Origin of the sequence: Pollutimonas subterranea (assembly GCF_002849655.1) — a bacterium.
GTDB classification, from domain to species: Bacteria; Pseudomonadota; Gammaproteobacteria; order Burkholderiales; family Burkholderiaceae_B; genus Pollutimonas; species Pollutimonas subterranea.
This window is the reverse complement of sequence record NZ_PDNW01000027.1, coordinates 1-13,214: the sequence shown is the minus strand read 5'-3', so window position 1 is coordinate 13,214 and position 13,214 is coordinate 1. Positions and strand designations below refer to the sequence as shown.

The 13,214-nt window shown below is 55.4% G+C and carries 14 protein-coding genes; 12 read left to right on the top strand and 2 right to left on the bottom strand.

Annotated features, from left to right (window positions below; translation table 11 throughout):
• Nucleotides 1-162 precede the first annotated feature (162 nt).
• Nucleotides 163-2,502 carry a heavy metal translocating P-type ATPase gene (locus CR159_RS19895; RefSeq protein WP_102075698.1) on the bottom strand — a complete coding sequence of 780 codons (2,340 nt, stop codon included), beginning with the start codon at nt 2,500-2,502 and terminating at the stop codon, nt 163-165.
• A gap of 398 nt (nt 2,503-2,900) precedes the next feature.
• On the opposite strand from CR159_RS19895, the gene CR159_RS19890 reads away from it, so the two are divergent.
• The 12 genes from CR159_RS19890 to CR159_RS19830 all read left to right on the top strand — a co-directional run bounded on the left by CR159_RS19890 (nt 2,901) and on the right by CR159_RS19830 (nt 12,748).
• Nucleotides 2,901-3,965 carry a YncE family protein gene (locus CR159_RS19890; protein WP_102075697.1) on the top strand — a complete coding sequence of 355 codons (1,065 nt, stop codon included), beginning with the start codon at nt 2,901-2,903 and terminating at the stop codon, nt 3,963-3,965.
• 894 nt (nt 3,966-4,859) lie between these two features.
• Nucleotides 4,860-5,474 (top strand): cytochrome c biogenesis heme-transporting ATPase CcmA, encoded by a 615-nt coding sequence (gene ccmA, locus CR159_RS19880; RefSeq protein WP_102075696.1) that lies wholly within the window; start codon nt 4,860-4,862, stop codon nt 5,472-5,474.
• Nucleotides 5,471-6,154 carry a heme exporter protein CcmB gene (ccmB, locus tag CR159_RS19875; RefSeq protein ID WP_102075695.1) on the top strand — a complete coding sequence of 228 codons (684 nt, stop codon included), beginning with the start codon at nt 5,471-5,473 and terminating at the stop codon, nt 6,152-6,154. Before ccmA ends, ccmB begins: the two co-directional genes overlap by 4 nt.
• An 11-nt stretch (nt 6,155-6,165) precedes the next feature.
• Complete coding sequence (ccmC, locus tag CR159_RS19870) at nt 6,166-6,903, top strand: heme ABC transporter permease CcmC (protein ID WP_102075694.1); 738 nt, start codon at nt 6,166-6,168, stop codon at nt 6,901-6,903.
• Nucleotides 6,900-7,082, top strand: coding sequence for a heme exporter protein CcmD (ccmD, locus tag CR159_RS19865; protein WP_102075693.1), 183 nt, complete (start codon nt 6,900-6,902; stop codon nt 7,080-7,082). The genes ccmC and ccmD overlap by 4 nt, the downstream gene beginning before the upstream one ends.
• Nucleotides 7,079-7,525 (top strand): cytochrome c maturation protein CcmE, encoded by a 447-nt coding sequence (ccmE, locus tag CR159_RS19860; protein WP_102075692.1) that lies wholly within the window; start codon nt 7,079-7,081, stop codon nt 7,523-7,525. Before ccmD ends, ccmE begins: the two co-directional genes overlap by 4 nt.
• A 5-nt stretch (nt 7,526-7,530) precedes the next feature.
• Nucleotides 7,531-9,492 (top strand): heme lyase CcmF/NrfE family subunit, encoded by a 1,962-nt coding sequence (locus tag CR159_RS19855; protein WP_102075691.1) that lies wholly within the window; start codon nt 7,531-7,533, stop codon nt 9,490-9,492.
• Nucleotides 9,489-10,013: a DsbE family thiol:disulfide interchange protein gene (locus CR159_RS19850; RefSeq protein ID WP_102075690.1), complete on the top strand. Its 525-nt coding sequence runs from the start codon at nt 9,489-9,491 to the stop codon at nt 10,011-10,013. Before CR159_RS19855 ends, CR159_RS19850 begins: the two co-directional genes overlap by 4 nt.
• Nucleotides 10,010-10,459 (top strand): cytochrome c-type biogenesis protein, encoded by a 450-nt coding sequence (locus CR159_RS19845; RefSeq protein ID WP_102075689.1) that lies wholly within the window; start codon nt 10,010-10,012, stop codon nt 10,457-10,459. The genes CR159_RS19850 and CR159_RS19845 overlap by 4 nt, the downstream gene beginning before the upstream one ends.
• 2 nt (nt 10,460-10,461) lie before the next feature.
• A complete protein-coding gene (gene ccmI, locus CR159_RS19840) occupies nt 10,462-11,319 on the top strand; it encodes a c-type cytochrome biogenesis protein CcmI (protein ID WP_102075688.1) in 858 nt (285 codons plus the stop codon).
• 19 nt (nt 11,320-11,338) lie between these two features.
• Nucleotides 11,339-11,965 (top strand): TlpA family protein disulfide reductase, encoded by a 627-nt coding sequence (locus CR159_RS19835; protein WP_233208423.1) that lies wholly within the window; start codon nt 11,339-11,341, stop codon nt 11,963-11,965.
• Nucleotides 11,966-11,998: 33 nt separating this feature from the next.
• Nucleotides 11,999-12,748, top strand: a complete 750-nt coding sequence (locus CR159_RS19830; RefSeq protein ID WP_102075687.1) for a cytochrome c biogenesis CcdA family protein — start codon at nt 11,999-12,001, stop codon at nt 12,746-12,748.
• Between the two features lie 186 nt (nt 12,749-12,934).
• Here the strand turns inward: CR159_RS19830 and CR159_RS22290 are convergent, their stop codons facing one another.
• The gene (locus CR159_RS22290; protein WP_369406270.1) at nt 12,935-13,084 is read right to left on the bottom strand and encodes an ATP-binding protein; all 150 of its coding nucleotides are present in this window, start codon (nt 13,082-13,084) and stop codon (nt 12,935-12,937) included.
• Between the last annotated feature and the right edge of the window lie 130 nt (nt 13,085-13,214).

Here is a 13,214-nt window from a genome sequence, read left to right as displayed (position 1 = left end):
GGTGAGCTCCTTGCAGCAATTAATAGTCAAGAGGTTGGCTACTGTCTTGACTATACTCACCATGGCCTGTCATAGAGATGTCGCGGTCATTACAAAGCTGTAATGACCGTGGTCTATGTGTACTATTATTGGATGTCGCGCACACGCAAGGAAAACTTGGCCTTAGACGGATTTTCGCAGTCGTAGTGCGTTAAATACGACTGACGCCGAACTCAGGCTCATGGCCAGTGCCGCGATCAACGGCGAGAGCAAAAGTCCAGTAAACGGATATAAGACACCCGCTGCCAGCGGCACGCCCAGTGCGTTGTAAATGAATGCGAAGCCGAGGTTTTGCTTCATATTGGCCACCGTCATGTTTGACAGGTGCTGAGCCGTGGAGATACCGCGTAGATCCCCTTTGACCAGCGTGATTTGGGCACTGTTCATGGCCACGTCGGTGCCGGTTCCCATGGCAATGCCGACATTTGCTTTGGCTAGAGCCGGTGCGTCGTTGATGCCGTCGCCCGCCATGGCGACAATGCGCCCCTGCGATTGGAGCTTGTTAACCAAGTCCAGCTTGTCGGCGGGTTTGACCTCGCCGTAAACTTCGTCAATGCCCAGGCGTTTCGCGACGGCTTTCGCGGTCGAGACGCCGTCTCCGGTGGCCATGATGACGCGGACTCCCGCCGCCTTCAGCGTGCGCATCGCTTCAGGCGTACTGTCCTTGATGGGATCGGAGACGGCCAGCAAGCCCGCCAACCGGCCATCAACTGCAAGATACATGACGCTGGCGCCCGTGGTCCGGAAGGACTCAGCGGTGGTAGTCAGCGGCAGGACATCCACCCTTTCTTGCTGCATGAGCGCGGTATTGCCCAATGCCAACATTTTGCCGTCGACCTGGCCGCGAACGCCAATGCCGCTGCCCGATTCAAAATCAAAGACGGGACTCAAGGCCATGCCTTGCTTGCGCGCCGCGTCGACGATGGCGTCGGCCAAGGGATGTTCGCTGCCCTGATCCAGGCTTGCGGCAAGGCGCAGCACCTCGTCGGCTTCCATATCGCCGGCGGGGATCGCTTGCTCGAACGCGGGCCGGCCTTCGGTCAAGGTGCCGGTTTTATCGACAATCAGCGTATCGACTTTGCGCAGGTTCTCGATCGCGGCTGCATCGCGAAAGAGCACGCCTTGCGTGGCGCCTCGGCCCGTTGCGACCATGACGGACATGGGTGTGGCCAGCCCCAATGCACAAGGGCAGGCGATGATCAACACGGCTACGGCGTTGATCAAGCCATAAACCCAGCTTGGCTGTGGACCGAAAATGCCCCAGACAAACAGCGTGACGATGGCGATGGCGACCACGGCCATGACGAAATAACCGGCCACAAGGTCAGCCATGCGTTGCATCGGTGCGCGGGAGCGCTGCGCCTGGGCGACGAGCTGGACGATTTGCGAGAGCACCGTGGCCGAGCCGACCTTCTCGGCACGGATCACCAGCGCACCAGACGTATTCAGGGTTGCCCCGATGACTCTGTCGCCTGGCCGCTTGCTCACCGGCAGAGATTCTCCGGTTAGCATCGACTCATCCAAGGAACTCGTGCCGTCTTCGACAAGGCCATCCACCGGTACCTTTTCCCCTGGGCGCACGCGCAAACGATCGCCTTCATGGACATTCGAAAGCGGTACGTCCTCTTCGGTTCCGTCCGCGTTGATGCGGCGGGCCGTCTTGGGGGCCAGGCCAAGTAAAGACTTGATGGCGGCCGAAGTTTGCGATCGCGCCCGCAGCTCGAGAACCTGGCCGAATAGTGTCAAGGAAATAATGACCACTGCGGCTTCAAAGTAAACGTCAACGCGCCCCATCGACATGAACGTTTCAGGAAATACGCCCGGGGCGACCGTCGCAACGGTGCTGTAGACAAATGCCGCACCTGTGCCCAGCCCAATGAGCGTCCACATGTTAGGGCTGCGGTTGATAATCGATTGCCAGCCACGCACGAAAAATGGCTGCCCCGACCATAACACCACAGGAATCGAGAGCACGAGCTCGATCCACGTTTGCGTCGTTATGTTGAACCAGCCAAGCTGGGGGCCAAACATGGCCAGCACGGTGACGACAACGGAAAAGGGCAGCGTCCACCAGAATCGTCGCGAAAAGTCTTTCAGTTCGGGGTTGTCATCTTCCAGGCTGGGCATCAGCGGTTCGAGCGCCATGCCGCATTTGGGACAGCTTCCCGGGTGCTCCTGCCGGATCTCGGGATGCATGGGGCAGGTGTAGATCGTGCCCGGAGCTGCTTGCTCGAAAGTCACTGCGTCCTCGTTTTTTTTTGCTGCGAGGAACTTCTCAGGATCGTGCTTGAACGTTTCCAGACACTTCGTACTGCAAAAATAGAAAGCCTTTCCGTCACGCTGAATGTGATTTGAGGAATTTTTTGTGACATTCATGCCGCACACGGGATCGGTGAGCTGCGAATCGGAGTCCGGCTGTTTTACATTCTGGTGGTCGGAATGTTGAATCTTGTTCTGCTCCATGACATGAAAACCTTTTCAAGAGTGAGCGGCATGTCCTGCCTCGTGCACGGCCATGGACATTTTCCGCGCTTAGGCGAACGAAAAGCTCTATGGTGCCATGCATCAGCTTATTTGGGCTGTTCCAGTGAAATTACATTTTTGTCATGTGCGGGGCTGGCGGCCGGAAATTTATCGGCGTGCAGTGTACGGAGGAGTCTTCTTCTGGCGGTTAAGAGGACCGCTCGCAGTGGCGGTGGCCAGCTCGGTCGGTTTTGATGCATTGGGGCTAATGTCGCAGCATTACGAAAGAGTAATGCTGCGGTCATCGTCCTGTCAGTGGCCGGCCAATATAGTTGTCATCAAGCGGCTCTGATGCCACCTTTGAAGCCAACCCACTTTGCTCATATTGGAGATTCAACATGTTTAGAATTCGTCCTGTACTTGTTGCCATTGCCTTTGCACTGTCCGCAACCGCAGTCCACGCGGCAACCTTGCCAAATGGCGTCGTGTATAGCGCCAATGAAGGAGATGGTTCTATTAGCGAAATCACCCTAAGTACGGGGGATGTGCGTACAGCGCAAATAGCTGTCATACCACATAATGTCCAAATCTCCCCCGACGGCAAGACATTGCTTGCCGTCGGTACACCAGCCGTGAAGACTGGTGGTCATGGGACGCATGGCGGCGCAGGAGGGACTTCGACTTCTGTTAAAGCCGATTCGCACGCGGAGGGTGACGCCGGGTTACTAATTCTCAACGCTAGCGAGCTCGGACAGGCACTGGAAGCACTACCTGCTGGGAGCCACCCTTCGCACGTCGTCACCAGTCGGGACGGACGCTACGCCTATATCACGAACGCCGATACAGATCGGGTATCGGTAGTCGACATCCAAGGGAAGAAAGTCATCGCTGAAGTTGCTACTGGAGGTTATCCGCACGGCTTGCGGTTAAGCCCGGACGGACGGGAGCTTTATGTAGCAAACGTTACCGACAATACGGTATCGATCATCGATACCCAAAGCCTTAAAGAGGCGGCGCGCGTTTCTGTTGGCAAAGCACCGGTACAAGTGGCCTTCACGCCCGATGGTAAGCACGTCTATGTGTCGCTACGAGATGAAGACAGTGTGGCGATCATCGATACTTCCTCCAGGAAAGTCATAAAGACCGTAAGCGTCGGGCGTAACCCCATTCAACTCTACGCAGCAGCTGGCGGCAGCAAAATGTACGTAGCTAACCAGGGAAGCGATAACAATCCGGATGACACGGTTTCGGTGATCGACACGAAAAGCCAAAGCGTTATAAACACCGTGGTCACTGGCAAAGGCGCACATGGCGTGGTCGCGAGCACCGATGGCGGTTTCGTATTCATTACCAACACCAAAGACAACACCGTAAGTGCAATCGACACAAGCACTCAAGATGTGGTCGCTACCTATTCAGTTGGCCCCAATCCCAATGGGATCACGTACCGCAGCATTCCGTAAGGCCGACCCCTTCGATGTGGCTCCAGTATGCTGGGGTTATTCAATGACAAGCCCGATTCGGTAATCTGAATCGGGCTTGTTGCGACATTAGAGTGCGCGTAATTGTGATCAGGAAAGCCCAGTGAGCCAGCAACCAAACCTTAGCACCCAAACGGCGAGCGAGTTCTGGATCTTGCCTGCGGTACAGGCAGTGTCGCAAGACAGGGCGCTCCCATTGTTGGGATAAGCGGTCAGGTCCATGATCGCGATTGTAAAATAACCGACCCCGACTTCAACTTTTCATACCTTCGTTTGTAAGACACGCTTTTCACTTGGTACAATCGTTCCTGCAATGAAGAAATTTCTCCTTATTTTTATGCTGGTTATGCTGCCGCTTCAGGTCTCCTGGGGCGTCGTGAGCGTGTATTGCCAGCCGGAAAGGGAGATTTGCATCGAGCCTTGTTATAGCGAAGCTCAAGAGCCGCGTGTCGCTTTAACTGACGGGTCTGAGCAAACGGGTTCAACTTCGGGGTTCTTGGGCCAGTATGAGCATTCGTGCCAAGCGCCTGCGGCGTCGATTATTTCATCTGCACATCAAACTATCCCTTCCTTATCGTCTAGCTTGGCCCCCCAGTTTCAAGAGGCGCTGCTAAGCTTACCGACCTTTTCCGAGCGGCCCGAGCGGCCTCAGTGGCTTTTTATTGCCTAAGCTGGCACGCCGCTGATTCGACTTTCTTCTTGCCCCACACCTACGTTCTCAGCGTCGTCGCGTTCAATTAACTTTGAGCGTGCGCCCAGCTACTTGCGACGGTAGCGCTTAGTGCCGCATGTAACGGATGGTCCGTTGCAGATCAGCACTTAGCCTAAATACCGATATCACCTGGTGATTAACGTTATTGCGAGCAAAGGTCGACGGTGCTTGAAGCCATCAATCTGGACTGCGTGCGCGGTGAGCGACGCCTATTTCATAACCTGAACTTTCAGCTTAAGGCCGGCGAGTGCCTGTTGGTGCGTGGCGAGAACGGCAGCGGCAAAACCAGTCTTTTGCGCATGCTGGTGGGGCTGACGCCTCCGGCTGCCGGCGCCATTGATTGGCGCAGTAGTCCGATTAAGAAGCTGGGCGATGAGTACCGTCGCGAGCTACTGTATTGCGGACACCCGTTGGGCCTGAAGGATGATCTAAGTGCGACGGAAAACTTAATTTTCAGCATGGCGTTGACGGACGAGCTCGTTACCCAGGACGCTGTGTACGAAGCTTTAGGCAAGGCTGGATTGCAGGGTAGGGAGCATCTATCGGTGCGAGCCTTGTCGCAGGGGCAAAAGCGTCGTGTCAATCTGGCCAGGCTCTTGCTGCAAAAACGTACCTTGTGGGTGCTCGATGAACCCTTGACGGCATTGGATGCCCAAGCGAGCCAATGGGTAGTACGGGTGATCGACCAGCATCTGAGTGATGGCGGGATTGCAGTCTTGACGACGCATCAGGATTTGACCTTGGCAGGCACGGTGCACGTTATACGGGTAGGCGTATGAGCGACACGATTGGCTTATCCGTACTGCGCGGGGTAATACATCGGGATTTAAGGCTGGCTATGCGACGCAAGTCCGATGTGCTGACACCGCTTTTTTTCTTTGTCATTGTGGTCAGTCTATTTCCGTTGGGCATTGGGTCTGAGCGTGACACGTTGCGGCAGATCGCGCCGGGCATTCTTTGGGTGTCGGCGTTGCTGGCGACTATGTTGTCGCTTAATCGGTTGTTCGAACAGGATTATGCCGACGGCACCCTGGAGCAAATGGCTCTTTCACCTGCTCCGCTAGGAATGCTGGTGCTCGGCAAGGTGCTCGCGTATTGGCTGTTGACGGGTTTGCCCTTGACGTTGCTGGCTCCCCTGCTGGCATTGCAATTTGATTTACCAACCCCGTCGTTATTGGTGCTGGCTGCGTCGCTGGCCCTTGGTACGCCGGTGCTTAGCTTTATTGGCGCGATCGGAGCGAGTTTGACCCTGGGCCTGCGAGGCGGCAGTGTCCTGGTCGCCTTGCTTGTACTTCCGCTGTATGTGCCGGTGCTGATCTTTGGCGCGGGTTCGGTAGACGCCGCCGCAGCCGGCCTGGGCGCTACGGCGAATCTGTCGTTGCTGGGCGCCGTGCTGGTTTTAACCGGTTTTTTTGCACCGCTGGCCACGACCGTGGCACTACGGATCGCCTTGGAATAATGAGTAAGTGAATGATTAATTGGTTTAAGTATTCATCGCCAAAGATGTTTTACCCCCTTGCCGGCAAGATGATTCCATGGTTTGCGGCCGCCGCAACGATTCTGGCAATCATAGGAATGTACGTGGGTTTCTTCATGGCGCCCACCGACGCCCAGCAAGGTGAGGGTTATCGCATCATCTTCCTGCACGTGCCGGTCTCTTGGATGTCAATGTTCATTTATTTGGTCATGGCTTTCTGGGCCGCAGTGGGACTGGCATTTAACAGTCGCTTAGCAGCGATGATGGCCTCGGCCTTGGCTCCCACCGGCGCCACGTTCACGTTCCTTTCACTCTGGACAGGCGCCCTGTGGGGCAAGCCCATGTGGGGGACGTGGTGGGTCTGGGATGCACGCCTGACTTCCGAGCTGATTCTGCTCTTTTTGTACATCGGTTTTATGGCGCTTCAGTCAGCGGTTGATGAGCCGCGGCGCGCGGATAAGGCCGGTGCTGTCCTTGCCCTTGTCGGCGTGGTCAATATCCCAATTATTTATTTTTCGGTGCAGTGGTGGAACACCTTGCATCAAGGCGCGTCTGTTTCGCTGACACAAGCCCCTTCAATGGCCGCGCTCATGCTCATTGGCATGCTGCTTATGGTCGTGGCGTCGTGGATGTATACGGTGGCGATCACGCTGATGCGCGTGCGCTGCATCATTTTGGAACGTGAACACCATGCCGGATGGTTAGACAAATTGAAGGAGGTAAAGCAATGAATTGGACAAGTCCTGCTGAATTTTTTGCCATGGGCGGCTATGGGCTGTACGTATGGGGTTCATTCGGTATTGCCATTGTCGTTCTCGGCGCCGAATGGTATCTGCTGCGCCAGCGCCGACTAGCGGCTTTATCGCTAGTAAAGCGCCGGTTAATTTTGAGGGAAGAGGAATCTCGATGAAAAAACGCCATAAGCGCCTCGCGCTCATTGCTGGTGGCTTGACCGCGTTTGGCATTGCCACAGCCCTAGTGCTCAATGCTTTTCAAAGCAACCTTGTGTTCTTTTTCACGCCTACGCAGGTGAGTGCCGGTGAAGCCCCCCAGGAGCGGACGTTCCGTGTCGGAGGCATGGTGCAAACCGGCAGTGTGCAACGCCAAAGTGATGGGCTCACGGTGAAGTTCGTCGTGACCGATACCGCCAAAATGATACCGGTCAGCTATACGGGGATATTGCCCGACTTGTTTAGTGAAGGCAAAGGGGTCGTGGCCCAAGGCAAGCTCGGGGCCGATGGGTTGTTCCGAGCTGAAGAGGTGCTTGCTAAACATGATGAAAACTATATGCCGGCTGAAGCGCAACACGCGCTGGATGAGGCCGCCAAGAATACGACTGCTACGAGGCCATAACGCTCATGATTGCTGAACTCGGTCACTTCTCAATGATTCTGACGCTATTCGTGGCACTTGCGCAAGGGTGTTTAGCCCTCGCTGGTGCGGCGCGTGGCAATGCCGTCTGGATCGCCTTTGCTCGGCCGGCCGCGCGCGCGCAGTTTCTTTTAATTATTGTTAGCTTCGCGACGCTTGGTTGGTCCTTTATTGTTAAGGATTTTTCGGTGGCTTACGTCGCCCAGAACTCCAACTCGCAATTGCCCTTGCTTTACCGTATCGCCGCCGTCTGGGGCGGCCACGAAGGATCGCTCTTGCTGTGGCTGCTGATGCAAACAGGCTGGGCGTACGCCGTAAGTGTGTTCTCAAAACAACTGCCCGATGTCATGGTTGCACGCGTATTGGGGGTGCTGGGCCTGGTCACCGCTGGATTCCTGCTCTTTGTGCTGCTTACCTCGAACCCGTTCGAGCGTCTGGTACCCGCACCCATAGAGGGTATGGACCTGAATCCGCTACTGCAAGATATTGGACTGATATTTCATCCGCCACTGCTGTACATGGGGTATGTCGGATTTTCGGTAGCGTTCGCATTTGCCATTGCCGCACTGCTGGCGGGGCAGCTCGACTCGACGTGGGCTCGTTGGTCCCGGCCCTGGGCGACGGCAGCGTGGCTGTTCCTGACCTTGGGTATCGCCTTGGGAAGTTGGTGGGCCTATTACGAACTGGGTTGGGGCGGTTGGTGGTTCTGGGACCCGGTAGAGAACTCTTCGTTTATTCCGTGGCTGGTAGGTACGGCATTGATCCACTCCCTGGCGGTAACCGAAAAGCGTGCCAGTTTTAAAAACTGGACGGTGCTGCTTGCCATCAGTACGTTCTCGCTTTCATTGCTGGGGGCCTTTCTCGTACGGTCAGGCGTATTAACGTCAGTACACACCTTCGCCACCGATCCCCGCCGAGGCGTGTTCATTTTGATGCTATTCGCCGTGGTGGTGGGCTCGTCCTTGTTTTTATTTGCGCTGCGTGCGCCCAAGGTGGGCATGGGTGGACGGTTTGAACTGATATCGCGTGAATCTCTCTTGCTGGTGAACAACGTATTGTTGGCCGTAGCAGCGGGTGCCGTAATCCTCGGAACGTTATATCCGCTTTTCATTGATGCGCTCGGGTTAGGCAAACTTTCCGTGGGGCCGCCATACTTTAATGCCGTTTTCATACCGCTGATGGTGCCCGCGCTGCTTCTCATGGCGGTAGGCCCGGTTGCTAACTGGAAGTCGGCCAAGATAAGCGCTCTGATGAAACACCTGCATGTTCCAGCTGTGGTGGCGCTTGTGATCGGTGTTGGCGCACCATTCATGCTAGGGCGTTGGTCGGCGTTGGTGGCTTTAGGCTTGGCACTGGCCACGTGGATTGCCACTGCGGTGGTTAAGGGCATCGTTGACCGTATGCGGGCTACGCGCACTGGGCTGCGAGCCCAACCGCTTAGCTGGCTAGGCATGCATCTGGCCCATTTAGGCATTGCTGTGTTCGTAGCGGGAGTAACGCTCGTCATGGGCTATGAAACCGAACAGGACGTGCGTATGACGCCTGGCAGCACGGTAAGCGCAGGGGGCTATGACTTGAAGTTTCTAGGCGTCAATAAAGCACAGGGACCTAATTATGTCGCAGAAATCGGTGATATCGAGCTGTCACGCGATGGTCGAATCTTACGTCTGCTTCACCCTGAAAAACGCAGCTACATCTCCTCGGAAATGCCCATGACCGAAGCGGCCATTGACGCCAACGGGTTGCGTCACGTGTACGTCGCCCTGGGTGAGCCGCTCACCGACGGTGCCTGGAGCGTACGGGTTTACTACAAACCATTCGTTGATTGGATCTGGATTGGGTGCATCTTGATGGCGTTGGGTGGGCTGTTAGCCATCAGTGATCGCCGTTATCGACTTAAGCGTCGCGAACGAAAGACTGCCTTGCTTGCAGGAGGAGCCACATCATGAGTCGCTTTGTATGGCCGTTGGTTGCTTTTGTCGTGCTGGTGGGCTTCCTGGCTTTTGGTTTGACCCTCAAGCCCAGCGAAGTCCCTTCGCCTTTTATTAACAAACCGGCACCGAGTTTCACGTTGCCTCAATTGGCGTCCCCAGAAGAAACGTTTTCACCGGAAGCGATGAAAGGCAAAGTGTGGCTGCTTAATGTGTGGGCCTCCTGGTGCTATGCCTGTCTTGAAGAGCATCCCGTGATTACGGCCTTGGCTAGAACGCATGCAGTCCCCATAGTTGGTCTTAACTACAAGGATGTGCGCGGGGAAGCTATTTCGTGGTTGGAACGTCATGGCAATGGGTATGTGTTGTCCGTATCCGATACGCAAGGGCGCGTGGGTATCGACTATGGCGTTTATGGCGTGCCTGAGACCTTTGTTATCGATAAAGCCGGGCTCATTCGTTACAAGCACATCGGAGCGGTAACCGACAGCGCGGTGCGCGACACGCTTCTACCCCTGATACGGGAGCTTGAGAAATGAAACATTGGTGGTTGACATTGTTGTGTGCCGTCATCGCCTTGCCATCGTGGGCGAATAACGGAGCGGCGGAAAAGCGCATGCTGGGCATCGCGGCCGAATTGCGCTGTCTGGTGTGCCAGAACGAGTCTATTGCGGCGTCACGCGCCGACCTGGCCGTGGACTTGCGTCAGCAGATACGTGAGCAGATCCAGGCGGGCAAAAGCGATACCGACATCAGAGCCTATATGGTTGATCGTTATGGTGATTTCATACTCTATCGCACGCCACTAAAAGCCACCACGCTATTGCTATGGTTTGGCCCCATGTTGCTGCTGGCCTTTGGGCTCCTCGTTCTGGCGACAACATTGCGTCGCCGGAAACGCAGTGTGGCTGACGCATTGTTAAGCGACGATGAGCGCAAGAGAGCGCAGGCGCTGCTAGCGCAAACCACGGACAACGGAACATAACCATGAATTTGATTTTTATCCTTATTGCTGCATTACTTGCTGCTAGCGTCACCTTGTGGCTAGTGTTTGTTCTGTGGCGTAGCCCCAAGCTGGACAGCAGTGTCGAGCATCACGCCGTCAATGCGGCGGTACTGCGGGACCAACTGGTTGAACTGGAGCAGGATCGCGCCAACGGTATATTGTCTTTACCTGATCACGCTGCGGCCCAACAAGAGCTGCAACGACGTGTGCTCGATGAGGCAACACCAGCGCAGGATACCGGGCAACGGCGCCATAGCAGCAAGTCAGCCGCGATAGCGCTGGCCATCGTCTTGCCCGTGGCAGCAACGCTTACCTATCTGGCGATAGGGAACCCCGCAGCCATTACGCCACCGCCGGCGCAAAATGCTCCCGCTATGACACAAGCCGATGTGCAGGCCATGGTGGATTCGCTCGCTGCGAGGCTGACGCGCAATCCTGATGATGCTCCTGGCTGGCTCATGCTGGCGCGCTCTTATCGCTATTTGGAAAAGTATGAAGATGCTGCCGCAGCTTTTGCCAAAGCGGCTAGCGTCATCCAGACGGATCCATTGGCATTGTCAGAGTATGCCGAAACACTCGCCAGAAGCCGCCCTGCGGGATTTAAAGGGGAGCCGACACAACTGCTGGAGCGCGCGTTAACGCTTAATCCTCGGGAACCATTCGCCCTGACTTTGGCGGGCGCCGCAGCGCTAGAGCGCCAAGATTATCCGGGAGCTATCGATTACTGGCAACAGTTACTCGGACTGCTTCCAGCTGATTCGGACGCCGCGCAAGCCGTCGCAAACACCATAGAGCGGACTCGCCGAGAACAAGCCGAAACGGCGACCGCCAAGAACTGATGGATGCTGAACATTAACAATGAATAACTCTTTTAAGATCATTGCATGGGCGGCGATGGCATTAATCAGCGTGATCGCCATTGCGACAGCTTTGTTTTTTTATCAACGTAATAATGCCTCGAAAAGCCTTCTTAGTGGCGTAGTTAATGTTTCGGTGGACATAGGGGGTCAGCGCTTCATGCGCTGGCATACTCCCCGCGAACTGCCTTTGATCTCCTTTCAGGATGCGACGGGTAAGACCGTGACCTTGGCCGATTTTCGGGGCCGTGTTGTTTTACTCAACATTTGGGCTACCTGGTGTCCGCCATGCCGAGAAGAAATGCCGTCGCTTGATAGGCTAAATGCCAAGCGAGGCGGCCCCGCATTTGAAGTGGTGGCATTATCAATTGATCGGGATACCGCGCTGGTCAAGCCGTTCTATCAGGAATTTGGCGTGCAAACGCTGCGTGGTTATTTCGACCCGAGCTCGAAGGTTTCCAACACTCTTCGCGCCCCGGGTGTTCCCACCACCTTGCTGATCGATCAAGAAGGCCGTGAAATAGGGCGCACATTGGGGCCAGCCGTTTGGGACAGCCGACAGGTCGAAGCTTTGATCGATGCCGCGCTGTTGTCTTCATCGGTCAAGGTGAGCGTCGGTGAGAAATAGTCATGCGAAAGATTATGTTGTGGGAGAAATTCGATGCTTGAGCTAACGACCATCGGATTATTGACCGCGTTTGTCGCAGGTATCGCGTCGTTCCTATCGCCATGTGTTTTACCGCTCGTGCCGGGCTATCTCTCTTATATTGCCGGTGGCTCAATGGAGTCTGGTGCGTCGTCAGCAAAGGCCCGCGCCGCACGATGGCGAACGCTGGGCCTTAGTGCATGCTTCGTCCTGGGCTTCTCTTTGGTTTTTCTGATCCTAGGTGCCAGCATCACAGCAATCGGGCGCTTGTTTTTATCCTACCGCTATGAACTCAATATTGTCGCAGGGGTCATTATTGTTGTTGCAGGCCTACTGATTATGGGAGTGGTGCGAGCCCCCGTATGGACGCAGCGCTACTACCGTTTCGAGCCAGGGGCTGGTGTTGGGGGCAATCCGTGGTCCGCTACCGTGCTGGGCATGGCCTTTGGCTTTGGTTGGACCCCATGTATTGGACCAGTGCTCGGCGGAATTCTGGTGCTGGGTGCTACATCTCAGAGCGTAGGTCAGGGGATGCTGCTGTTAGGTATTTATGCGTTAGGGCTTGGTGTGCCGTTTCTCCTGTCGGCCTACTTCATGGCGCCGTTTATGCGTCGGCTCGGCGCGCTACGCCGAACAGGCCGCTACCTGCAAATAGTGACTGGCGCGATTCTGGTACTGATGGGCATCGCCGTGGCCAGTGGGCAACTGGTCCGTTTTGCAATTTGGTTGCTCAAAACATTCCCGGCTCTTGGAAGTATTGGCTAAGCACCCTCTACCTTCTTATAGCCATCGCTATTACAACCCTTGTCTCCACTTTTTAACGCACATTGTTCAGGATCGACGTTTTATGGAAATCACCAACCAACTTTCAGGGCCTCGGTGGGGCCGAGTGTCAATGGCCATTACTTTTGACCCACTTTTGGCCAATAAAATTGACCCACCCATTCTTCGCTAACTGGATGTTTTCTGCTTCAGTCGGTAGCTCTCACCGCCGAGCATAAAGATGTTTGAATGATGGATAACGCGGTCGATAATCGGGATGGCCACGTTATCGTGGTGGAAGAACTCGCCCCAGTCGGTGAAGTCCTTATTGGTGGTCAGGATCCCCCTCTGTCACAATAGATGTCCGGTCACTTGAACCTAATAGATGAGGGGGCGGTTGGAGTGTTTTCATGTCCGCCTATAGCCCTGAGCTCAAAGAGCAAATCGTCAGGAAAATGATGCCACCTAA